Origin of the sequence: Streptomyces sp. 35G-GA-8 (assembly GCF_023534745.1) — a bacterium.
Classification (GTDB): Bacteria; Actinomycetota; Actinomycetes; order Streptomycetales; family Streptomycetaceae; genus Streptomyces.
The window spans coordinates 312,003-334,227 of sequence record NZ_JAMHJQ010000003.1; the positions used below are offsets into that span (position 1 = coordinate 312,003).

At 70.8% G+C, this 22,225-nt stretch carries 18 protein-coding genes; 15 read left to right on the forward strand and 3 right to left on the reverse strand.

Going from position 1 to position 22,225, the window contains the following annotated elements; genetic code table 11:
* Positions 1-6 precede the first annotated feature (6 nt).
* Positions 7-717 carry an SDR family oxidoreductase gene (locus M1203_RS07765; RefSeq protein WP_249948782.1) on the forward strand — a complete coding sequence of 237 codons (711 nt, stop codon included), beginning with the start codon at positions 7-9 and terminating at the stop codon, positions 715-717.
* Between the two features lie 7 nt (positions 718-724).
* Here the strand turns inward: M1203_RS07765 and M1203_RS07770 are convergent, their stop codons facing one another.
* On the reverse strand, positions 725-1,861 hold the full coding sequence (locus tag M1203_RS07770) for an MFS transporter (RefSeq protein ID WP_249948783.1): 1,137 nt from the start codon (positions 1,859-1,861) through the stop codon (positions 725-727).
* A gap of 166 nt (positions 1,862-2,027) precedes the next feature.
* Here M1203_RS07770 and M1203_RS07775 point away from each other — a divergent pair, with 166 nt between their 5' ends.
* From M1203_RS07775 to M1203_RS07815, 9 genes are all read left to right on the forward strand, one after another.
* On the forward strand, positions 2,028-2,645 hold the full coding sequence (locus M1203_RS07775) for a TetR/AcrR family transcriptional regulator (protein ID WP_249948784.1): 618 nt from the start codon (positions 2,028-2,030) through the stop codon (positions 2,643-2,645).
* A 92-nt stretch (positions 2,646-2,737) separates the two neighbouring features.
* Positions 2,738-5,344: a hypothetical protein gene (locus tag M1203_RS07780; RefSeq protein ID WP_249948785.1), complete on the forward strand. Its 2,607-nt coding sequence runs from the start codon at positions 2,738-2,740 to the stop codon at positions 5,342-5,344.
* A gap of 46 nt (positions 5,345-5,390) precedes the next feature.
* Positions 5,391-7,919: an aminotransferase class III-fold pyridoxal phosphate-dependent enzyme gene (locus tag M1203_RS07785; RefSeq protein ID WP_249948786.1), complete on the forward strand. Its 2,529-nt coding sequence runs from the start codon at positions 5,391-5,393 to the stop codon at positions 7,917-7,919.
* 5 nt (positions 7,920-7,924) lie between these two features.
* Positions 7,925-8,200, forward strand: a complete 276-nt coding sequence (locus M1203_RS07790; protein WP_249948787.1) for an acyl carrier protein — start codon at positions 7,925-7,927, stop codon at positions 8,198-8,200.
* On the forward strand, positions 8,197-9,438 hold the full coding sequence (gene fabF / locus M1203_RS07795) for a beta-ketoacyl-ACP synthase II (RefSeq protein WP_249948788.1): 1,242 nt from the start codon (positions 8,197-8,199) through the stop codon (positions 9,436-9,438). The genes M1203_RS07790 and fabF overlap by 4 nt, the downstream gene beginning before the upstream one ends.
* A 332-nt stretch (positions 9,439-9,770) precedes the next feature.
* Positions 9,771-9,968: a hypothetical protein gene (locus tag M1203_RS07800; RefSeq protein WP_249948789.1), complete on the forward strand. Its 198-nt coding sequence runs from the start codon at positions 9,771-9,773 to the stop codon at positions 9,966-9,968.
* Between the two features lie 127 nt (positions 9,969-10,095).
* A complete protein-coding gene (locus M1203_RS07805; RefSeq protein ID WP_374402322.1) occupies positions 10,096-11,208 on the forward strand; it encodes a hypothetical protein in 1,113 nt (370 codons plus the stop codon).
* Between the two features lie 13 nt (positions 11,209-11,221).
* Positions 11,222-11,746 carry a hypothetical protein gene (locus M1203_RS07810; protein WP_249948790.1) on the forward strand — a complete coding sequence of 175 codons (525 nt, stop codon included), beginning with the start codon at positions 11,222-11,224 and terminating at the stop codon, positions 11,744-11,746.
* On the forward strand, positions 11,743-13,389 hold the full coding sequence (locus tag M1203_RS07815) for an FAD-dependent monooxygenase (RefSeq protein ID WP_249948791.1): 1,647 nt from the start codon (positions 11,743-11,745) through the stop codon (positions 13,387-13,389). The genes M1203_RS07810 and M1203_RS07815 overlap by 4 nt, the downstream gene beginning before the upstream one ends.
* A gap of 58 nt (positions 13,390-13,447) precedes the next feature.
* Here M1203_RS07815 and M1203_RS07820 read toward each other — a convergent pair whose 3' ends face one another.
* Positions 13,448-13,945 (reverse strand): TrmO family methyltransferase, encoded by a 498-nt coding sequence (locus tag M1203_RS07820; protein ID WP_249948792.1) that lies wholly within the window; start codon positions 13,943-13,945, stop codon positions 13,448-13,450.
* 50 nt (positions 13,946-13,995) lie between these two features.
* Between M1203_RS07820 and M1203_RS07825 the strand changes: the two genes are divergently transcribed.
* From M1203_RS07825 to M1203_RS07845, 5 genes are all read left to right on the forward strand, one after another.
* Positions 13,996-15,294 (forward strand): MFS transporter, encoded by a 1,299-nt coding sequence (locus tag M1203_RS07825; RefSeq protein ID WP_249948793.1) that lies wholly within the window; start codon positions 13,996-13,998, stop codon positions 15,292-15,294.
* Positions 15,295-15,341: 47 nt separating this feature from the next.
* A complete protein-coding gene (locus M1203_RS07830) occupies positions 15,342-15,878 on the forward strand; it encodes a DUF6879 family protein (RefSeq protein ID WP_249948794.1) in 537 nt (178 codons plus the stop codon).
* Between the two features lie 28 nt (positions 15,879-15,906).
* On the forward strand, positions 15,907-16,617 hold the full coding sequence (locus tag M1203_RS07835; RefSeq protein WP_249949072.1) for a PIG-L deacetylase family protein: 711 nt from the start codon (positions 15,907-15,909) through the stop codon (positions 16,615-16,617).
* A 95-nt stretch (positions 16,618-16,712) separates the two neighbouring features.
* Positions 16,713-17,549, forward strand: coding sequence for a class I SAM-dependent methyltransferase (locus M1203_RS07840; protein ID WP_249948795.1), 837 nt, complete (start codon positions 16,713-16,715; stop codon positions 17,547-17,549).
* A 172-nt stretch (positions 17,550-17,721) separates the two neighbouring features.
* Complete coding sequence (locus M1203_RS07845; protein ID WP_249948796.1) at positions 17,722-19,032, forward strand: AMP-binding protein; 1,311 nt, start codon at positions 17,722-17,724, stop codon at positions 19,030-19,032.
* A 64-nt stretch (positions 19,033-19,096) separates the two neighbouring features.
* On the opposite strand, the gene M1203_RS07850 is transcribed toward M1203_RS07845, so the two are convergent.
* Positions 19,097-22,219 (reverse strand): ThuA domain-containing protein, encoded by a 3,123-nt coding sequence (locus tag M1203_RS07850; protein ID WP_249948797.1) that lies wholly within the window; start codon positions 22,217-22,219, stop codon positions 19,097-19,099.
* Positions 22,220-22,225 lie beyond the last annotated feature (6 nt).

Here is a 22,225-nt window from a genome sequence, read left to right on the forward strand (position 1 = left end):
ACCCCCATGTCCAAAGTGATTGCGATCTTCGGTGCCGGCCCTGGTCTCGGCGCCTCCGTCGCCCGACGCTTCGCCGCAGAAGGCTTCCGTGTCGCGCTGGTGGCGCGTCGCAAGGACCGCCTCGACGCCCTGGTCGACCAGCTCGGTGCCGAGGGCGTCGACACGGCCGGCTTCACCGCCGACCTCTCCGCGCCCAAGGAGATCCCCGCCCTGATCGAGGCCGTCCGCGAGCGGTTCGGCCGGATCGACGTGGTCGAGTACGGCCCGATCCCCGGCGGCCGGTTCACCCCGGCCGCCGAACTGGACCCGGACACCCTGGCCCAGGACATCCCGCTGCTCCTGCTCACACCGCTGGCCGTGGTCCGGGCCGTGCTGCCGGAGTGGAAGGAACGCGGCGACGGCGCGTTCCTGATGACCACCGGGGCCAGCGCGGTCCACCCCATGCCGCATGCGAGCGGGGTCGGCCCGCTGATGGCCGCTGCGCGAAACTGGCTCTACTCCCTCAACGGCGAACTCACCGAGTCGGGCATCTACGCGGGCACCCTCTCGATCGCCGCGTTCATCGAAGGCAGCGAGGCGGCAGAGGCGGCCGCCGGGACGGAGCTGGCGGCCGCGTTCCCGGTCGTCGACCCGGCCGATCTCGCCGCGCTCTACTGGGACATGTACACCAAGCGCGACCGCGTCGAGGAGGTCCATCCCGCCCTCTGGGCCGACTGACAGGCCGTCACTGAACACTGGCCCGGACGATCCGCCTGCCGCCCCAGGAGCAGAGGCCGGCCACCGCGAAGACGGCCGTCACCAGGGTCCAGCCCGCGGTGAATCCGCCGGTCGCGTCGACCAGCAGACCGAAGGTGACCGGCCCCACCACGAACCCCGCGAAGAAGCCCATGGACACCAGGGCCGACGCGTGGCCCGTGCTGCCGAAGCCGCTGCCCTGGGTCACCGCCACCATCGAGACCGCGTTGGCCGCGGCTGCCGAGCAGCCGAGGCCCACGGCTCCGATCCATACGAGCCAGGTCGCCCCGGTGGCCGCGGGGAGCAGCGCCCCGGACACCACCGAGGCGACGCTCAGGATGAGGAGCGACCTGGGGACGTCCAGCCGGTCGCTGAGCCGGGACCACAGCACTCGGCTGGCGATGCCGGACACGCCGATGGCGGCGATGAGCGCTCCCGCGCTCCTTTCCCCCATGGACAGCCGTTGGTGCGCGTAGAGCGGCAGATAGGTGTTGAGGGCGGAGAGTCCGCAGCCGACGCAGAGCGATACGGCCATCAGCCACCGGGTGGGGGGATTGGGCGCTTTGGGGAGGGCCGGCCGGAGTTTCGCCGGCCGGCCGGTGTCCCTGGGCAGCAGCACGGCCGCCAGCGCGGCCGCCAGCGCGACCGGGATGACGAGGGCGAGGGCGGCGCGCCAGGACATCGCCTCGGCCAGCGTGGGCAGGGTCAGTCCGGCGGTGAACGCGGCGAGCGGCACCCCCGACTGCTTGATCCCGACGGCCACCGCCCGCCGCTCGGCCGGTACATGAGTGGTGATCAGCTTGTTCGTCGACGGATTGGCCAGCGACTGGGCCGCGCCGCCGAGCACCAGCGCGGCGAGCAGGAACCAGTACGTGCTGGTGGCGATCAGCAGAGCGAAGTCGGCGGCGACGAGCGTCATCAGCACGGTGAACGCGCGTCGGCCCCCCAACACGTCCGCCACCTGTCCCGCGTACAGGGAGAGAACGGTCGCCGAGCCGAAGGTCACCGCGGTCAGCACCCCGAGTTGGGAGCTTGAGATGTCCAGATCCTCGATGAGGAAGGGCCCGAGCGCGCCGATCGCGTAGAGAACGAACATGGAGAGGCCCATGCCGCCCGTGACGAGCACGAGGAGCGATCCCGGGACACGTGCGGTGTGTATCGGCCCTTTTTCGCTCGGATCGGCCGTCACGCTTGCACCCCCTGTCTTCGATGTGAATATATGACAACTCTAGACGGGGACTATAGCAAGGGGGGGTGTGGTGCTGGGCCCGAAAATGCCGGACACCAGGCGTGTGCGAGCGCAGTTGACGCGTCGGCGCATTCTCGACGCCGCTATGGAGCTCTTCTCCGAGCACGGCTACGAGGCGACGACCATCGCGTCCATCGCCCGGGAGGCCGGCGTCGCCGTGCAGACGGTCTATTTCTCGTTCGGGAACAAACAACAGCTGCTCAGGAACCTGATCAGTCTTCATCTCCCCTGCGAAGACACCGCCGGGGCCGGGGAGCCGCACGCCGGGATCGCCGAGGCGCTCGCCGTGGCCGACCCGCGTGCGCAGCTCAGGCATCTGGTGCGGCTCACCCGCGCGATCAACGAGCAGGCGGCCCCGCTCCTTGAGGTGCTGCGCAACGCGGCTGTCGCCGAGGACGACGGCGGGGACATGTGGCAGACGAACAAGGAGCAACGGCGCTTCTTCCAGCGGCAGTTCGTAGGCGCTCTGGTGGACGGGGAACTGCTGCCCGACGGGCTCGGACCCGAGCGGGCCGTCGACATCTGCTACGCGTTGCTGGGCCCGGAGCTGTACCACCTGCTCGCCTCGGAGCGTGAGTGGACACAGGAGCAGTGGGAGGACTGGGTCCACGAGGGCCTGTGCAGGCACTTGATCAAGGGCGGCGACCGACCGGACGGCTGACCTCTCTCCAGAGGTTATGCAGATCCCCTTCAGCGCGAGCCATGCAGACTGCTGGGCGGAGTGGGTCATGCGTGTCCGACGGGGGAGTGACTGTGGGAAGCGACAGCGACAAACGGCCCCGGTTCCTCGTCGTCGCGGTGGGCGGGCGAGCCGCGTTCCACGGGACGGTCGCCGCCGCCCTGTCGGATCTGGCCGGCCGGTCCGGACCGGCGGCTCCGGCGGACGCGGGCGGAGTGGTCCTACGGGAGCTCGTGGCCCCCGGATCTCCTCCGGCCCCCACGGCTTCCCCGGAACCCGCGCCGGAGGCCTATCGCCACGCACTGGCCCGCGCCCGCAGGTTCCTGGACGGCGCGCTGCCCGACGCCGAGATCCGTCTGGTCAGCGCCGAAGGTTTCGTCGACGCCGCACACGAACTACGGCGACTGACGGCCGACGAGCCGCGCGACGGCGACGACGCGCTGGCTCTCGTCCTGGTGGACGCGGGGGCCGGCGGCATACCGATGGCCGCGCCGGGCGTACCGATGGCCGCGCCGGGCGACCCGATGGCCGCGCCGGGCGACGGCGACGGCCTCGGCGCGGGCCTCGCCCACCTGCGTGAGGCGGTGGCCGCTTCCGTGCGGTGCGAGTTCGGGCCCTACACCGTCCTCGTCTACGACGACGCGCCTCTGGGCCCCGCGCTGCTGGCGCACCCCTACACCCGGCGGCGACTGCCCGCCGTGCCCTGGGTCCTGGCCGCCGACATCGTCTGCGCGTTCACCGACTACATACAGGTCGGCCGCACCGGAGCCCCCCTGCGTGGTGCCGCCCCGAGCACACCCGCGCTGCTCTGCGACGAGCTGGCCGGTTTCCTGGACGAGCGGGCCGGCTCGGGCTGGGGCCTGCACTACTACACGGGCTCCGTCGTGTCCGGTCTGATCGAGGACCTGGAGGCGCGTGCGGCGCGCGGCGGCAATCCCGTGCTGCGCGGTCCGAGCGAACACAGCCTGGCCTGCGGGGCACTCGCCCGGTGGCAGCTGGACGAGACGCCCTTCCTGATCGTCGTCACCAGCGGGATGGCCGACGAGTTCCGCGGCACCCTGGCCAATCTCAGGGACGCGAGGGCCCGGGGATTCATCGTCTGCGCCGAGTCGCCGCGGGACGCGTGGTTTCCGTTCCAGGGCACGGTGCACGGCGCGGAGGACACCAGAGAGGTACTGCGGGCCAAGGGCATCCCGTTTCTCTATCTCGACGACCCCGAGCGGCTGACGGACCGGTTGAACGAGGCGTTCACGGCGTACGAGGCCGGTCGCGGGCCGGTCGTGCTGCTGGCCACGCCCGAGGTGCTGCGCACCACGGCGCTCACGGCGCGGACGGCAGCAGTGCGGCACCCCGCCGGGTCCGGCGCCGTACCGGCCCCCCGGCCCGCCCGGGAAACCGGGCCGCGCGCACGGCTCACCGTCCACGAGGACGCCATGGCACCGGTCGTGGAGATCGTCAACCGCGGCCCGGACAGGCTTCTGTGGCAGTGCGGCAGGCTCAGTACCGAGGAGCGCGCTCTCGTCCACGACATCGCGGCGCGGGCCGGGATCGCCCTCGCCGACTCGCTCACCCGGCCCGGCTCGGTCGCCCGCTACCGGGACGGTGCGGTCGTACCGCAGTACCTCGGCACACTCGGCGTCTTCGGCTACTCGGACCGTATCCATGACTTCCTGCACCACGGCGGGCGGCTCCGGCCACGGGACGAACAGTGCCTGTTCTTCCTCAAGAGCCGGATCGCCGAGGCCGCGACGCCCTTCTCCCCGCGAGCACTCACCCGCTCGCTGCGCATCGCGCAGATCACACGGGAGGAGGAGCATCTGGCGCCCTTCGCCGACCACCGGCTGAGGTGTGACGCACTGGAGTTCCTGCGTGAGCTGCGCCGGCGGCTCGATGTCGCCGAACCGCTGCGGTCGCGGCGGCACCGCGCCATCGGGGAGAGCCGGGACAGCGCCTCCGACATCGTGCACACCCTGCCCCTCGTTCCGATGAGCCCCAACTACTTCTTCGACCGCCTCGGCGCGGTCCTCGACACCCTGATCACCACGCACGGGTACACCTACACCGGCGTCTTCGACGTCGGGCGGGGCGGTCTCTCCGCCATCCGTAACCTGCCGCGCACCGGGCCCGGCTTCTCCGGCTGGTACGGACGGGCCCTGATGGGCGACGCCCTCCAGGCGGTGCCCGCGGTGGCGCTGACCCGCGATGACAACGTCCTCGCCTTCATCGGGGACGGCGCCGCCGCGATGGTGCCCGACATCGTGCCCACGCTGGTGCAGGAGGTGACCGTCAACGGACACCGGATAGCGGGGAATCTGAGCGTCTTCCGGCTCATCGACGGCGGGCACTCGGTGATCCGCACCTACCGGGAGGGCCGCCAGGGCGGCGAGGCGGGCCGCCAGACGCAGCTCCTGCATCTCCTGGACGGCGAATGGGAGCGCACCTTCGGGGAGTTGACCGTCAGCCACCGTCATCTCACCGACGTGCGTCCCGGCGAACTCGTGGACCGGCTGCGCAGGCCGTCCACCGTCGATCTCTACTCCGTGCCGATGGCCCACAACAACGAGGGAGACGGGCTCAGTCCGCTGTCCGCCCTCGGCTGGCAGCGCGACCGGCTTCCCGAGCTGACCTTCGACATGGCCCGCCGGCCCGCCGCGCGGGTACGCGTCCGACCCGGACGCTGACGTGCGCCCCGCCGCACGTGCCCGCTCACACTGAAGGAGAGCCCCGGTGAAGTTCGGCTTCCTGGCCCACGCGGTCAGCCCGGCCCACCGCAACCAGATACGCGGCCTCGATCTCTTCGGCCGGCTCCTGGACGACCACCGGGGCACCGCCCGCGCCCCCGGCCCCCGTCTCCACGTACCGCTGCCGCTGCTCGGCTCCGTCACCTCGCTCACCGGCAGCCGGTGCGACGGCGAGATCCACGCTCTCGCCCACACCGCGGAACAGATCCTGCGACGGCCCACCGCCGCCCGGGAGATGGTGGCCGACGAGGTGAGGGCACTGCGGGACGCGGGCGCGGACATCGTCGGCCTCGGCGGTGCCACCTCGATCGTGGGCGACCGCGGACTCTGGACGGCATCGCACACGGATGTCCCCGTGACCAGCGGCAACTCCCTCACCACCTACGCCGCTCACCAGGCACTCCTCACTTGTGCGCGGCTCCTCGAACTGCCGGTCGAGGACACCCCGGTCGTGGTCGTCGGTTACCCCGGTTCGATCGCGCTCGCCGTCGCCCGCCTTCTGCTCGCCGACGGGTTCCGGCTGGAGCTGGTCACCCGCCGCGGCCGCCGCTCCCCATCGGCCCTGCTCAGCCATCTCGATCCCGCCGACCACACGCGAGTGACCCTGCGTGAGGACATCTCGGAGTGCTACGCGACCCCCCGTCTGTACGTGGCCGCGTCCTCGTCCGGAGACGTCATCGACACCGACCGGCCGCACCCCGGGTCCGTGGTGGTGGACGTCGCGCTGCCGCGGGACGCGCCGTCGGCGCCGACGGGCCGCGATGTGCTGGTCGTCGACGGGGGACTCGTCAGCGCGGTCGAGGCGGTCGTGGTCGGTGACGGCGGCGTCCCGGCGCCCACCCGGCAACTCAACGGCTGCCTCGCGGAGACCATCGTGCTGGCCCTGGAGGGCCGCGCGGAGTGCTGGTCGCTCGGCCGCAGGATCGATGTGGAGGGGGTACGGCTGATCGGGGCGCTCGCGGCGCGGCACGGCTTCCTGCCGAAGCCGCTCGCCACCTTCGGCCGCACCCTCGCGGACGACGACATCGCACGGCTGGGCGTCCACCACAGGCCGCGATCCCGGCCCGCCCCGCCGCGGGACATCACCGCGCTGACCAGGCGCCGCTTCCGCGACCACATCAACCCGCCGATGGCGGGACTGTTCGCCGCCCATGGCATGGACCGGGTGTTCACCCGCGCCGAGGGGTGCGTGCTCACCACCGTCGACGGGGTCGAATACCTGGACTTCGTGGCCGGCTACGGCGCTCTCGGCCTGGGCCACAACCATCCGGACGTGGTCGCCCGGCTGCGCGACTTCCTGGACCTGGGCGCGCCCACCTTCGCCCAGTACATCTCCATGCCGGTGCAGACGGCCGAGCTGGCGGAGCGGCTGAGCGCGGTGTCACCGGGCGGGCTGGAACGTGTCTTCTTCAGCAACTCCGGTACGGAGGCGGTCGAAGCCGCGCTGAAGGTCGCCCGCGCGGCCACCGGCCGCACCCGGCTGGTCCACGCCGACAACAGCTACCACGGCAAGACACTGGGCGCCCTGTCCGTCACCGGCCGCGACACGCACCGCGCCCCGTTCGCCCCCCTGGTGGGCGATGTCGTGGGTGTGCCGTACGGGGACGCAGCCGCCCTGGCGGCCGTCATCGAGGGTGCCGCGGCCTTCATCGTCGAACCGGTACAGGGCGAGGGTGGGGTCGTGCTGCCGCCACCGGGCTATCTGCTGGAGGCGCAGCGTCTGTGCGCCGACGCCGGGGCCGTCTTCGTCCTCGACGAGATCCAGACGGGCCTTGGCCGGACCGGCGCGATGTTCGCCGCCGAGCACGACGGCCTGCGGCCGGACGTCGTCTGTCTGGCGAAGTCGCTCTCCGGCGGACTCGTCCCGATCGCCGCCACCTTGATCAGGGCCGGTCTCTGGGACGACGCCTATGGCAGCGGTGACCGTGCCATGCTCCACTCGTCGACCTTCGGCGGCGGCAATCTCGCCGCCGCCGCGGGCCTCGCCACGCTGGACGTCCTGGCGGCGGAGAAGCTGCCCGAGCGGGCCCGCGACACCGGGGCGTATCTGCGTGCCTCCCTGCGCGCGGTCTGCGAACCGTACGGATTCATCCGCGAGGTGCGGGGCATCGGCCTGATGAACGCCATCGAGATCGACGGCGACTTCTCCGGCGCCGCGGGCGCCATGGCCGACGAGATCCTCACCCGGCTGCCCGGTGATCTGCACACTCTTGTCGACTGGCTGCCCGAGGACGTACGCACGGCGATGAGCCGGGCGGGCAAGGCCCTGGAGGACTCGCTGGGCGACCTGATGTGCCTGCGCTTCGTCGGACAGCTCGCTCGTGATCACCGGATACTCACGTTCGTCACGGCGAACCGCAACCGGGTGCTGCGTATCCAGCCCCCACTGTCGCTGACCACCGAACAGGCCGACCGGTTCGTCATGGCGGTCGGCGCGGTCTGCCACGACCTCGCCCTGCACGCGGATGTCATCGGCGTCCGGACGGCGGGGACCCCGACCCTCGACGAAGGATGATCGCTGTGAAAACAGGAGTCACTTCTGCCGGCCCGATCCTGGAGCGGCTGACAGCCATGCTGGAGGAGAAGCTCGGCCTTCTCCCCGAAGAGATCAGCCCGGAAGCGAAGTTCAAGGAAGATCTGGGTCTCGACTCCCTCGACATGGTGGAACTGCTCACGATCGTGGAAGCCGAGACCGGTGCGCCCGTCGAGGACGAGACGGCGCTCGCGATGACCACCATCGGCGACGTCGTCGACTACCTGTCCGCCTTCGGGACCGGGACCGGAGAGGGGGCGTGAGCGGGCGGCGCGTGGTCGTCACCGGCCTCGGACCGGTCACGCCCATCGGCGTCGGCCGGCACGAGTTCTGGCAGGCCCAGCTCAAAGGGGTCAGTGGTATCCGCCCCATCACCCGGTTCGACGCGACCGGACTCCCCGTACGCATCGCCGGAGAGGTGGACCTCCCCGGCGCTCTCGCCCCGGGCCGGCGCGAGGAACTGTCCACCGACCGGTGCACCCACCTCGCGCTCGCGGCGGCCCGGCTCGCCCTCCAGGACGCCTCGCTGGACCTCTCGCGCGAGGACAGGGACCGCGTGGGCGTGGTGCTGGGGACGGGCGCGGGCGGGGTGGGCAGCTGGGAGACGAACGCCCAGCTGCTGGAGACCGCGGGGCCGAACAGGATCGGTGCGCGCTCCGTGGTCATGTCGATGTCCAACAGCGCCGCCTCCCATATCGCCCTCGCGCACGGCATCACCGGCCCCAGTACGTCTGTGGGGACGGCCTGCGCGTCCGGTGGCGAGGCTCTGATCGGTGCCCACCAGATGATCTCCTCCGGGGAGGCCGACGTGGTCCTGGCCGGTGGCGCCGAAGCACCGGTCACCCGCCTGCTGGTCTCGGGCTTCGCCAGGACGAAGGCGCTGTCCACGCTCAACGAGGAGCCCGAGCGCGCCAGTCGTCCGTTCAGCGCCGACCGGGCCGGCTTCGTGCTCGCGGAGGGAGCGGCGGTGCTGGTCCTCGAATCGGAGGAGCACGCGCGTGCCCGGGGAGCCGATGTGCTCGCCACCCTGAGCGGCTACGGGCGTTCGTCCGACGCCTACCACGTGACCAGCCCGCACCCGGAGGGGGCGGGGGCCGCGCGCGCGATGCGCGCGGCCCTGCGCTCGGCCGGCTGGCCGGGCTCCGGAATCTCGTATGTCAACGCCCACGGCACGGGGACGGTGTACAACGACGCGTCGGAGGCGAAGGCGCTGCGGACCATCCTGGGGGAGGCCGCGGAACGGACACCGGTCTCGGCGACCAAGTCGATGACCGGCCACAGCCTGGGAGCGGCCGGCGCCGTGGAGGCGGTGGTGTGTGTGGAGGCGCTGCTGCACGGACTCGTGCCACCGACCGTCAACCTGGACGTGGTGGATCCGGAACTCGGCCTGGACGTGGTGGGCGCGGAACCGAGAGCGGCCCGGCTCACCACCGCCCTGTCCAACTCGTTCGCCTTCGGAGGCCACAACGTGGTCCTCGCCTTCGGCGCCGCGACGACCTGACGCCGCACACGTCGCGGCCGGTGCCCGAGTCCCCTCCCCGGGACGTCGCGGTAGCGGGGGCCGCCCCTTCGGCCTGCGGTTTTACGGTCGTTCCCGCCCGCGGGAGCCGTCTCGCCGTCCGAGCAACCTGGGAGAAGACGGGCGTCGGACCCCTCTGCGACACTCACCGAACCGGGGGCGGAAGCGAAGCCCTCACCGGCCATGGTCAGGAATGGCTCATCTCCTCGTGAGCGGCTTCGCGGCCCGAGCTCATACGGCATGTGCCCACCGGCCCACGGCGAGGCGGTGATTCCTGGGTGACCGGACTACCGCACTCTTCGGAAGGACATGACATGCACGACACGCACACCACAACACGTCCCGTATGGGACCGGATTGAAGACCTGGACGAGCTGAGGGTCTGGGACGAGCTCAAGGTCTGGGACGAGCTGAAGGTCTGGGACGAGCTGAAGGTCTGGGACGCGCTCACCGTTTGGGACGCGCACGACGTCAGTGGCACGGCCGAGGTGTGGGACCTGGCCACCGTCTGAAGCCCCGTGGCCGTGGTCTGATCCCACTCCGTGCGACGGACCACCTCGGGCTCGGCGCAGGGCCCGGCACACCCGGGTCCTGCGCCGGAGACAAGGGCGGCACAGAGACAACCGAAGGAATACCGCCGTGACGCAGATGGACGATCCGCCGGCAGCCGCCGCCGTCGTGCGGCCTTTCCCCGGCACCTTCGCGGTGCGGACAGGGGTGGCGGACGACTGGGACGAGTACCTGGGCGCCGACGCCCCCGTGACACTGAGCCGTCGCTGGATCAAGCTCGCCGAGGGGCGTATCCCCGGGGGCGCGCGCACGCTGGAGCTCTCCGGTGACGGGGGACCGTCCGTGGCGCTCGTCGGCGGCCCCATGGACCGGCCGACCGGCCATGTGCGGTTCGACCCCCACCGTGTGCTCTCCGGCGGGTCGGCCGACGAGGGCGTGGCCGAGCACGGACCGCACCCCTGGCAGGGGCTCGCCCCCGAAGAGGCCTTTCCCTGCTGCCTGTTGATGTTCCCGAACTACGAGACCGCCCCGGTCGGACCGGGTGCGCACGATCCCGCCGCGGTGCGGGCGTATGTCGACGGGCTCGTCGACTGGAGCCGGGAACAGGGCATGCGCAGCATCGCGGCGCTGTTCCTGAGGCCCGACTTCCCGGAGTTCCTGGACGCCCTGCGCACGCGCGGTTTCGATGTGGTCCCGATGGTCGACCGCTGTGACATGGACGTCACCTGGTCGGACTTCGACGGATACGTGGCCGGGCTGCCGCGCAAGCGCCGCTTCGCCGTGCGCCGTGAGCTGCGGGACATCGCGCTCCGCGGCGTGGTGATCAGCGAGCGCGCCGTCCGGGACCAGGAGCCTGAACTGGTGCGGCTGCGCGCGCAGATCGTGACCAAATACGGCGGGACCCCGGACGCGGAGCGTGAGGCCGGCTCGCTGCGCCACCTCCGCGAGCACTTCGGCCCGGGGAACGTCATGGTGGTGGAGGCGCGGCAGGGCGACGCCCTCCTCTCCTTCAGCATTCTCGTCCGCGACGGAGCGCGGTGGACGGTTCTGATGAGCGGCACCGACTACGACCGCCCGGACGCCTCGTTCACCTACTTCGCCACGATGTTCTACCGGCCCGCCGAACTCGCCCCCCGGATGGGCATCACGTCGATGGCCTACGGCCTCGGCACGCTCCAGGCGAAGAAACTCCGTGGATGCACCGTCAACACGCTGTCCGCGGCCGCACTGTTGCTCGACTGAAGAGGAGAGGTCCGTGCCGCCACAACCGGTACCACCACACGACGGCAAGGTGTTGCTCGTAGCCGACCAGGGGCTCAAGTCCGGTGACCGGATGACCCCGTCACAGGTCGACCGCAAAGTCGAGGACTTCTACGCCGCGATCGGCGGCGAGCCGTTCTTCCGGGCTCTGACCGCGCGCTTCTACGAACTCGTCGCCGAGGACGAGGTGCTGGCGCCGCTGTTCCCGGTGCCCGACTGGGCGACGCATGCCGATCGTCTTGCCGGGCACTTCGTCAGGATGTACGGCGACAATGATCTGACCGCGGCCTGGGAACCGCGTCTGCATCAGGCGCACAGCCAGGTCCTCATCGCGCGGGAGCACCGGCTGCGCTGGCTGGAGCTGATGGCCCGGGCCGGTGCCTCCCTGAACGCCCCGGAATCCGAGTTCGGCGAGTTCATGACCATCATGAAGGTGGCCAGCGGCGAGATGATGGCGGCGTCGAGGGGCGCGGCGCTCGCGCGCGGCGAACGATTCCACTGGGACGGGTCGCCTCGATGACCGGTCGGCCGCCGCGCCGTGTGGCGGTCGTCGGCGCGGGGGCGGCGGGGGCGTTCTTCACCCTGGAACTCTCGCGCCTGCGACCGGACATCACCATCGATCTCTACGACCGGGACAGTCGGGGACCGGGCGCCGGAATCGTGATGTCCACCGACTTCATGGATCGCGTCCAGCGCGTCTTCCCGCGCGCCTTCGCGCTGCCTCCGACGGCCAGGGGCAGCTGGAACCGCACACTGACACTCTGTGGTGACGAGCGCATCTGGTCGGGTGCCTACGGCATGGTGGGACTGCGTCGCAGGACCTTCCAGGGCCATGTGCGCGCACTGGCGGCGGAGTTGCCGCGGGTGCGCCTGATCCGCCGGACCGTCTCCTCGATACCGCAGGGGCGGGACGCGCCCGACGTGGTCGTCCTCGCCGACGGGGCGGGCAGCGGGTTGCGCCGCTCCCGGCCCCAGGCGTTCGGCACGACCGTCACCGCCGGGCGGACCCGGTTCCTGTGGGCCGCCGCACCCGTCGTACGGGAGCCCTCGTTCATCCTCAAGGACCTCCGTCCGGGGCTGCTGATCGTGCACTCCTATCCGCACGCCGCCGACGAGAGCACGTTCATCGTCGAGGCGGACCCCGCCACCCTGGCCGGGCACGGGCTGGACGACCGGCCGCTCCCCGAGGTCGAGAAGCGGCTCGCCGCGATCTTCGCCGACGAGCTGCGCGGTGCGCCGCTGTACGCCCAGACATCGGGCTGGCGGCCGTTCCGTACGATCGTCAACGAGCGCTGGCACGACGGCCGGTCCGTGCTCATCGGCGACGCCGCGCACACCGTGCACTTCTCCACCGGCTCGGGAACCACACTGGCGATCGACGACGCGCTCTGCCTCGCCGGTGCGCTCGCCGAGGGGACCTCGGTCCCCGCGGCGCTCGACACCTACGCGCGCACCCGCCAACCGGTGATCGCGGCGGCGCAGGCCGAGGCCCGGGAGAGCGTGGAGTGGTTCGAGACGCTCTGCCGCCGCGGCCGGACGCACGGCCACCGCACGGTCTTCGCTCTGCGCAGCCGGCGGCCGATGAACACCTTCGACCGGCTGCGCCACCGCGACCCGGAGTTCGTGGCGGGGACCGTGCACCGGCTCGCGGGCCGTCCCACCGACGCCGAGCCCCGTGATGTGCCGCTCACGATCGGAGGGCTGACCCTGGAGGGCCGTGTCGCGGAGGCGGACGGCTCCTGGGAGAAGCCGGGCGGACTGATCCTGCGCACGGCGGACGGTGCCGTGCGCTGCCCCGTCGTGGACGGCGCGGCGGATCCGCGCGTGTTGAAGGCCGCGGGTGCGCGGGCGGTGGGGCTGCTGGTCCCGGTGTCCACCCCGGACGAGTCGACGGCCGGGGATCCGGCCGCCGTCGCGGTCGACGCCGAGGCGCGGGGCTTCGACTTTCTCGCCGTACCCGCCCAGTCCGGTACGGGCCGCATCGCCCGCACCAGGCGCGCCGAGGAGCTGACGTACGCCGGAAACCTCCCGGTGGCGCTGCTCTCGGCGGTGGACCTCCCGGCGGACGAGATCAACACGCTGATCGCCTCCGGACGCACGGACCTGGTCGCTCACGTGCCCGCCGATCCGCCGGGCACCCCGGCCCGGCACGAACCGGCGTAGGGGCGCGATGACCACGCGTACGACACAGGCGGGACCGACGGTGCAGAGGACGAGGAGCTCAGAAGTAATGGCTCATCAATTCGGTGGACCACCGCGGTACCCGGATCTCGCCGCGCGGCGCGAACTCCGGGAGACAGGGCTTGACATCGAGCACCGGGCTGCCGTCCAGGGCGTCGAGACCGCGGACCGAGAGCGTGAGACCGTCGACCGCCACCAGCTCGCAGATGGTGACGCCCAGGTGATTGGGCCGGTTCGGCGCGCGCTGGGCGAGTATCCCCGTCCGGGGCCACGACGGATTTCCCCGGGGGTGTTGCGTTTCCCGGCAGACCCGGTCGATCCGATGAAAGAGGAACACGACCTCGACATGAGAGTAATCGCCCAGTCCCAGCGTCGCGTCCGCGCCCAATTCCGCCGGATCGATTTCGATGCGGCATTCGACGCTTCCCCAGTTGTCCTCGACGGACTCCCGCCGCGATCCGCGGACGGTACCGATGGGGACGAACGAATATGGCATGGAAATCCCTTTCGACGCGGCCGTCCCAGAATTCTCGATCATGCCCGCGTCCTGACAGAGCGTCAATCCTCACCCCGGGCGGGAGCCTGCACATGACCGATGCCGAGCGGATTCAGCGGGGCCGTACCTCGATCTGGTCCAAGCTGTTGCCGGAACCGGGACCCGGGCGGCTTCTTGTGCTGTGCACAGCCGTGGCGAGTCTCGGCAACGGCCTGTACATGGCGGGCGGTGCCGTCTACTTCGTCCGGGTGGTGGGACTGTCCCCGGGACAGGTGGGCATCGGCCTGTCGACGGCCGGTGTGATGGCCCTCGTGCTCGGCGTCCCGGTCGGCTTCCTGGCCGACCGCTTCGGGCCGCGCGGCACCACCGCCGTGCTCGCGCTGTGCAAGGCGGCGATGCTGATCTCAGCGGCGTTCGTCCACTCCTTCCCCGCGTACGTGCTGATGGCGGCGTTGCTGGGCACCGCCGAGCAGACCGGCCATGTGGCGCGCGGCGCACTGGTGTCGGGGGTCATGGGCAAGGAAGGGCGGGTGAAGCTGTCGGCCTATATGCGATCCGTGTTCAACGGGGGTTTCGCGCTGGCCTCGTTGGCGGCCGGCTTCGTCATCGCCGTCGACTCGCCCGCTGTCTATCTCGCCCTGTTCTGGGGGAACGCCGCCGCGATGGTGGTCGTGTCCGGGCTGTACATGCGATTGCCTCGGGTGCCCCGGCAGCCGAGGAAGCCACGTCGCAAGGGCGGTCCCTCGGCGGTGCGGGACATGCCGTACATCCTGGTCGCCCAGGTGTCCGGGCTCGCCAGGATCGGTCCGACGGTGCTCGCGCTCGGCATACCGCTGTGGCTGGTGACCCATACCGACGCGCCACGGGCGATGGCGGCCTGGCTGATGCTCATCAACACGCTGATGGTGGTGTTCCTCCAGGTGTATGTCGCCCGTGACGCCGACACGGTGTCCGGCGCGAGCCGCCTGCAGCGGTGGGCGTTCCTGGTGCTCGCGGTCGCGTGCGCGGCCGCGGCCCTGTCCGGCGGCATCCCGGGGTGGGCCGCCGCCGCGGTGCTCGCCGTCGCCACTGTGCTCTTCACGCTCGGCGAGATCTGGGGGGAGGCGGCCCGCTGGGGCCTGCGCTACGAGTTGGCGCCCGACAACGCCCAGGGGCAGTACGGCGGGGTCTTCGCCACCGGCGACGCCCTCGCGGTGATCGCGGGCCCCGTCCTCGTGACGACCGTGCCGGACCGCCTCGGCCTCGTCGGCTGGCTGCTGCTCGCCGCCCTCTTCATGGTCTCCCTGGCGCTCAGCGCTCCGGCCGTGCGCTGGGCCGTGCGCACGCGCGTCCCCGATTCCGAAGAGAGCAATTCACGAGACGCCGTGCCCACCACCACGCCACGACAATGAGCCTTCGACCCGACCAGTTGGATTCGGCTCGCCCCAAGGAGTCAGCGATGTCCAGTAATCTGCCCGCCTTCAAGGAACTCATCGGCCAGGCGAAGCATTCGGCCATTCATCTTGAGATGCGCGACATGTACACCCCGCAAGGCGCGCTTTTCGTGGACTGGCAGGCCGGCAAACCGATCGAGTACGACCGGCACCTCGACTGGGTCGAGCTCGTGCAGGAGACCGTGGGCCGCGGTGTCGACTGGCGGCGGCTGCGGATCGTCTCGGAGCCGGTCACGGACTTCATCCGCTACGAGTGGGAGACGACGACCATCGTCAACGTCCCGGCGGGCGAGAAGGTGCGCTGGCTGCCCCGCCGCCAGGTGTCCGACCTGCTGCTCCCGGGCAACGACTTCTGGGTGTTCGACGGCCGGCTGGTCCGTTTCACGCACTTCGCGGGCGACGGCTCGTGGGGACCGCACGAACTGACCGAGGACCCGGCCCTGGCGAAGATGTGCACCGACGCGTTCGAGGCGGTCTGGGAGCGCGGCATCGACCACGCGGAGTACGAGCCGGTGTGGGCTCCCGCCGCCGAGAAGGGCTGAACCGCCCGTGGCCGAACCGTACGCCCCGATGCCCGACGACTGGCAGCGCGCGCTGGCCGTCGTCGCCCACCCCGACGATCTGGAGTACGGCCCGGCGTGTGCCGTGGCGGCCTGGACCGCCGCGGGCCGCGAGGTGGTCTATCTGATGGTGACACGCGGGCAGGCCGGCATGGACACCATGGATCCCCGGGAGGCGGCACGCGTCAGGGAACAGGAGGAGCTGCGGGCCGCCGCCCTCGTCGGTGTGAAGGAGGTCGAGTTCCTGGACCATCGGGACGGCGTCGTCGAGTACGGTCTGCCGCTGCGCCGCGACATCGCCGCCGCCATCCGACGGCATCGCCCCGAGATCCTGGTCACGCTCAACTTCCACGAGCGATGGCGGGGCGGCGACTGGAATTCTCCCGACCACCGTCATGTGGGCCGCGCCCTGCTGGACGCGGCGGGTGACGCCGGCAACCGGTGGATCTTCCCCGAACTCGCCGAGGAGGGGCTGGAACCCTGGAAGGGCGTACGGTACGCGGCCGTCGGCGGCTCGCCGCTCGCCGACCACGCCGTCGACGTGACGGGCTTCCTGGACCAGGGCGTGGCCGCCCTGGAGGCCCACCGGTCATACCTCGACTATCTGGGCCCGGACCATCCCATGGCGGACGCCCGTGCGTTCCTGGAGAGGAAGGTACGGACGTTCGGCGAGCGGTTCGGTGGTACCCCGGCCATCGCGTTCGAACTGATCGGCGTCTGACTCGGGCCGGCTTGACGTCACCCACGACCGCGCTCTATCTCTGGAGTTGAACACTGGAGATCAACTCTAGTTGAAGCAGGAGTCGTGGAGTGTTAATGCAGCCGATCGCCAACACCCAGCAAGCGGAAGCGTGGAACGGTCACGAGGGAGCACACTGGGCCGACAACCCCGACCGCTACGACTCGTTGAACGGCGGATTCAACGACGCGCTGTTCGAGGCCGCCGCGATCGGCGAGCGCGATCGCGTGCTCGACATCGGATGCGGCACGGGCCAGACCACCCGTCTCGCCGCTCGCAGGGCGGCCCTGGGACAGGCGGTGGGGATCGACATCTCCGCCCCCATGGTGGAGCGCGCGCGGGCCGTCGCCACCGGGGAAGGCATCGACAACGCGGTCTTCGAACAGGGCGACGCGCAGGTCCATGCCTTCCCCGCCGGCCACTACCACGTCGCCGTCAGCCGAGGCGGGGTCATGTTCTTCGCCGACCACATCGCCGCGTTCGGCAATATCGGCGGCGCGCTGCGGCCCGGCGGCCGGCTCGCCTTCATCTGCCCGCAACTGCCCTCCCCCGACGGGGACTCGGCCCGGATCTTCGCGCCGGTGAACGCGCTCGTCCGCCGCCCGTCTCCCGCGCAGCGGGGCATGGTGTCGCTCTCCGATCCCGCACGCGTCCACGAAGTGCTCACGGCCGCGGGGTTCACCGAGGTGACGGTGGACCCCGTCGAAGGGCTCGTCGACTGGGGACGCAACGCCGAGGAGGCCGTGGACTTCTACTTCGCGATGGGACCGGTCCGCTTCAACCTCGCCGGCCTGGACGAGGAGATCGTCGGGAATGCCCGCGAGCAGGTGAGGACGGCGCTGCGACCGTACGAGACCCCGGACGGCGTGCGGCTGCGCGGCGCCGTCTGGCTGGTGACGGCCACGCGCCCCTGACCCTCGGCTCGAACAGGGCCTCCCGGCGTGGGGACGAATGCACATTGTCTTAAGAAGTTGCCCAGACCGGCACCGCGACACTGGGCGGGGCGCCTGGGGCGGGAATCACTGATCCGCCGGATCCCGGGCCTCCCTTCCGACGAAGCGAGCACGTCATTCCTGGGGGCCCTGAGTGAGCACAGCGACCACGATCATCGCGGGCACGCCCGATACGACCAGGCGCGGCGGGGGCCGCGCGGTCCTGCCCGGACTCAGGGAGGGCGCCGCGCATTCGGGCACCCTGGACGGGCTGTTCGGTCTCGCCGCGGCCAGGCGCCCGCACGAGGTCGTCGTCGCCGACGGCGGGCGCACCCTCACCTACGAGTCGGCGGAGAGCAGTTCGGGCCGCCTCGCCTCGGCGCTGCTGCGCTACGGGGTGCAACTCGGTGACCCCGTGCTCGTTCACTGCTCGGACCATGCCCAGGCGCTGGTGGCCCAGCTCGCCGTGCTCAAGCTGGGCGCGGTGTGCGTGCCGGTACCACGGGGGGTCGACGACGCCTCCCTCGCGCGGATCGCCTGCCTGAGCGGCGCCACGCTCGTACTGTGCAGCGGTGCCACCAAGGAGCGGTGGTCGCTTCCCGCGATGGTGCTGGACGACGAGCGGACATGGGCGAAGATCACGCCCCTGCGGGTGGACGGTTCCCTGCCGCGCTCGGGCCCGGCCGATGTCGCCTACCTCCTGACCGAACTCGGCGCCGACGACGGTGTGACGGGGCATCTCGTCGACCACCGGGCCTGGCTGTTCGCGGTCAGTGCCCGGCTGCGCCGGGCCGGCCGGCCCACCCGTGGTGTGACGGTCGGTCAGGAAGCGGGCGATGTAAGGGCCCTGCTCGCGATGTGGTGGGCAATCGCCGCGGGAAGCAGGTTTCAGGGACCGCGTCCCCCGGGTGCGAGCGAGGCCGTGCCCCACCTTCTCGGGTCGGGTACAGCCACGGTGTACGGACCGGACGAGTACGCGGCGGTGCTGGCGGAGTCCCGACCGGGCGCGCGGGAGCGGCTGGGCACGGTCCTGGTCACCGGGGGTCCGTTGCCGGCCGGGCTCGTGGAGCGCCATGCCGAACTGCTGCCCTTCACACGGCTGCTCGCTGAGTTCTCACCGCGCGACGGCGCCCTGCCCTGGACGGCGGCCGACTGCACGGCGGGCGCCCGGAACCCGGCGGGCCGGGTCGGCATGGGTACCGCTGTGCCTCGTGTCCGTGTGACGGTCCGCGACGCGGAAGGCCGGGTGCTGCCCACGGGCGGCACGGGGCAGATCTGGGCCGCGGGCACCGCGCTGCCCTTCGACAGGCTGTGCGACGGCTGTTACGAGCCGGCGGCCAGCCACCGGGGCTCGTTCACGGACTCCGGGTACACCGGGCGGTGGACCGAGAACGGCTCGCTCGATGTCATGGGCCGCACCCGGCCCCTTGGTTCCGGGGCCGAGTCGCACGCACGCGTGTACTGAGGGCGGCAGCGCGCCGCGCGCCCGGTGGACTCACCGGGCGCGCGGCACCTGCTGTACCGACGTCCTACGGGGTGATGAACTCCACCGCGTCCACGTCGAACGAGTTGTTCTGCGGGGAGGTGAACACCAGATACAGCCGGTGGGTGCCCGCGAGCGCCTCCACGGGCACGGCCGGGGTGGCCCGGTAGATGTCCCAGCCCCCGGTGTTGGGGACGGGGGTGGTGGCGAGGAGGCGCCCATCGGGAGCGTCCGCCCTGAGTTCGATCGCACCGACACCGTACGGCGACGACAGCTTGTAGCTGACCCCGCTGACGCCTTCGACGCTCATCGGGTCGAAGGCGATCCAGTCGCCGTCGCTGATGTCGCCGATGCGCTTGCCGTTCTCGGCGCCGGCCTGTGAGACCACGCGGGTGCCGGACTGCGCGTCGTAGTACTCGGCCTGCTTGTGCCGGGGCTGGAGGACGGCGCGGCCGTAGCCGGTGAGCGCGGAGGCGCCCGCGGCGCCCTTGTCGGTGTACTTGGCGTTGAGTACGTAGGTGAGGTCCGCGCCCTCGGGATGGCCGCCGAGGTCACCGGTGTCCACGGTGCCCTCGCAGCCCGGGATGTCGGTGGTCGGGTGCTCGTGGTCGTCATGGCCGAGGGCCGGGTTGACGGTGACCTTGGAGCAGTCGACCGGCCCGTCCTCCGGATCGGTGACCGTGACCTTGTAGGGGATCTTGTCGCCGAACGTGATGAGTTTGCCGTTGACCGGGAAGTCGATGGTCACCTTCGGCGCGGTGTTGCCCGCCGTGATGGGGATGTTGGCGTAGCCCGACTTGCCGGTGGAGTCGGTGACCTTGAGCTGCGCGGTGAAGTCCCCCGCGGTGGTGTAGGTGTGGGTGGGGGACGCCTCGGTGGAGTCGTAGGTGCCGTTTCCGTCGAAGTCCCACGCGTAGGTCAGCGCGTCGCCGTCCGGGTCCGTGCTGCCCTCGCTGGAGAAGGCGACGTCGAGCGGCAGGGGCCCGTTCGTGACGGAGGCCGAGGCCTTGGCGACCGGGATGCGCTGTCCCTGGGCGTAGTCGATGCGGTACAGGCCCGAGTCGTTGTTGCCGCCGCCGAAGGAACTGCCCCATTCGAGGACATACAGCGAGCCGTCGGGGCCGAAGGTCATGTCCATCGGCTTGTTGAACTTCGCCGAGGACAGGAAGTCGTTGATCTTGAGGAGCTTCGCGTCCTTGTCGAACCGGATCTCCTTGACGTAGTTGCGCGCCCACTCGTAGAAGAAGCCGGCTCCGTCGAAGTAGGCGGGGAACTTCGTCGGGGAGGGGTTCTCGCTGTCGTAGCGGTAGACCGGGCCGCTCATCGGGGCGGAGCCGCCTTCACCCATCTCGGGGAACTCCTCGGAGGCACCGTAGCCGTACCAGATCTCCGGCAGTGTCAGGTCCGGCAGTTCGGTGAGCCCGGTGTTGTTGGGCGAGGGGTTCGTCGGGTTCGCGCAGTCGAACTTGGCGCCGACCTCCTTGGTGTCCGGGTTGTACGGCGCGTACGCCTGGTTGTCGCCGTGGCAGAACGGCCAGCCGAAGTTGCCCGCCTTCTTGATGACGTTGTACTCGACCAGGCCCTCCGGCCCTCTGTCGGTGGTGGGGGCCCCGCGGTCCGGGCCGTAGTCGGACACATGGACGTATCCGGTCTTCTGGTCGACGGTGAAGCGGAACGGGTTGCGGAAGCCCATCGCGTAGATCTCGGGGCGGGTCTTCTTGGTGCCGGGCTTGAAGAGATTGCCCTTGGGGATGGTGTAGCCACCGTTCTTGGTGGGCTTGATACGCAGGATCTTGCCGCGCAGGTCGTTGGTGTTGCCCGCGGTGCGCGCGGCGTCGAGCATCTCCTTGCCCGGACGCCAGTCGATCGGCGCGTACCCCTGCCAGTCGGGGTCGAGGTTGGGCGGTACGTCGTCGCCGACGCTGAGATAGAGCGTGCCGTCCGGGCCGAACTCGACGGCGCCGCCGGTGTGTCCGGGCTCCGGGAAGGTGCGGTCCCGGTAGGCGGGCACGTCGAGGAGCTTCTTCTCGCTGGCCGGGTCGAGTGTGTTGCCCTTGATGGTGAAGCGGGAGAGCCGGTTGATGTCCTTCGTGGCGCCGGCGGGGGAGTGGTACAGATAGATCCAGCCGTTCCTTCGGAAGTCCGGATCGAGTTCCATGCCGATCAGACCGTCCTCGCCGCCGGTGTAGACGTCGAGCTTGCCCGCCGTGACGGTGGAGTGGGCTTCGGGATCGAAGATCTTCACCTCGCCGCCCCGCTGGACGTAGAAGACCCGGCCGTCCGCGGCGACATCGAGCTCCATCGGGTCGGCGGTGTTGTCGTCGAGGGTGACCTTCTCGTAGCCGCTCCAGACGGTGCCGCCGCAGTCGCCCGCCTCGGTGCCCGCGGCCCACTTCAGTCCGCCGATGACATGGTCCCGGAAGAACGCCTCGCTGTAGGCCGGGGTGTCGTGTCCCATCGCGGTGGCCCAGACCTTGCCGCCCTGGGTGTTGCGGCACCAGGAGATGGGGTGGTCGGCGCCCATCGCGGAGCCGCCCGGGTCGTAGGTCGTCTCGTCCGCGGTGACCAGGACGTGCACGTCGCCGCGGGGGTTGCGGTCGAAGTTGTACCACTCCTCGGGGCGCTCCCAGCGCTCGGGCAGCCCCTTCGTGGAGGGATGGACGCGGTCGGCGACCTTGGCGGTTCCCTGGAGCACGCCGGGTGAGTGGGCCGGCATATGGACGCCGCCGTTGATGGTCTCGTCCCACCACGGGAACTGCTCCTCGACGCCCATGTCGAGGGTGTTGTGGATGGCGACGACGCCCTTGCCGCTGCGTACGTACTTCTCCATCGCGTCGCGCTGTGCGTCGGTGTCCCAGACCATGCCGGAGTTCTGGAGCATGACGATGGCGTCGAAGTCCTTCAGCTTCTCTTCGTCGAAGACCGCCGGGTCGGCACTCTGGACGATCTCGAAGTTGTTCTCGGCCGCCTCCTCCTCGAACATCTTGATGCCCGCGGGGATGGAACCGTGGACATACCCCACGGCGCGGGTGAAGAGGAGGGCACGGAAGGCGGGTTCCTCGTTGGTCGCGGAGGTGGTGGCGGCGGCGGGAATCGCGGCGAGCCCGAGCAGTAACGCGCTTGCCGAGGCGATGACCGCCCTTCTTATGCCGCGAGCATGACGGCTCATTACCGG

What these genes read in the sequence shown, in the direction of transcription:
- M1203_RS07765 (WP_249948782.1), top strand. Translation starts at nt 7, where the DNA reads ATGTCCAAAGTGATTGCGATCTTCGGTGCCGGCCCTGGTCTCGGCGCC.
- M1203_RS07825 (WP_249948793.1), top strand. Translation starts at nt 13,996, where the DNA reads ATGACCGATGCCGAGCGGATTCAGCGGGGCCGTACCTCGATCTGGTCC.
- M1203_RS07830 (WP_249948794.1), top strand. Translation starts at nt 15,342, where the DNA reads ATGTCCAGTAATCTGCCCGCCTTCAAGGAACTCATCGGCCAGGCGAAG.
- M1203_RS07800 (WP_249948789.1), top strand. Translation starts at nt 9,771, where the DNA reads ATGCACGACACGCACACCACAACACGTCCCGTATGGGACCGGATTGAA.
- M1203_RS07840 (WP_249948795.1), top strand. Translation starts at nt 16,713, where the DNA reads ATGCAGCCGATCGCCAACACCCAGCAAGCGGAAGCGTGGAACGGTCAC.
- M1203_RS07815 (WP_249948791.1), top strand. Translation starts at nt 11,743, where the DNA reads ATGACCGGTCGGCCGCCGCGCCGTGTGGCGGTCGTCGGCGCGGGGGCG.
- M1203_RS07820 (WP_249948792.1), bottom strand. Translation starts at nt 13,945, where the DNA reads ATGATCGAGAATTCTGGGACGGCCGCGTCGAAAGGGATTTCCATGCCA.
- M1203_RS07835 (WP_249949072.1), top strand. Translation starts at nt 15,907, where the DNA reads ATGCCCGACGACTGGCAGCGCGCGCTGGCCGTCGTCGCCCACCCCGAC.
- M1203_RS07850 (WP_249948797.1), bottom strand. Translation starts at nt 22,219, where the DNA reads ATGAGCCGTCATGCTCGCGGCATAAGAAGGGCGGTCATCGCCTCGGCA.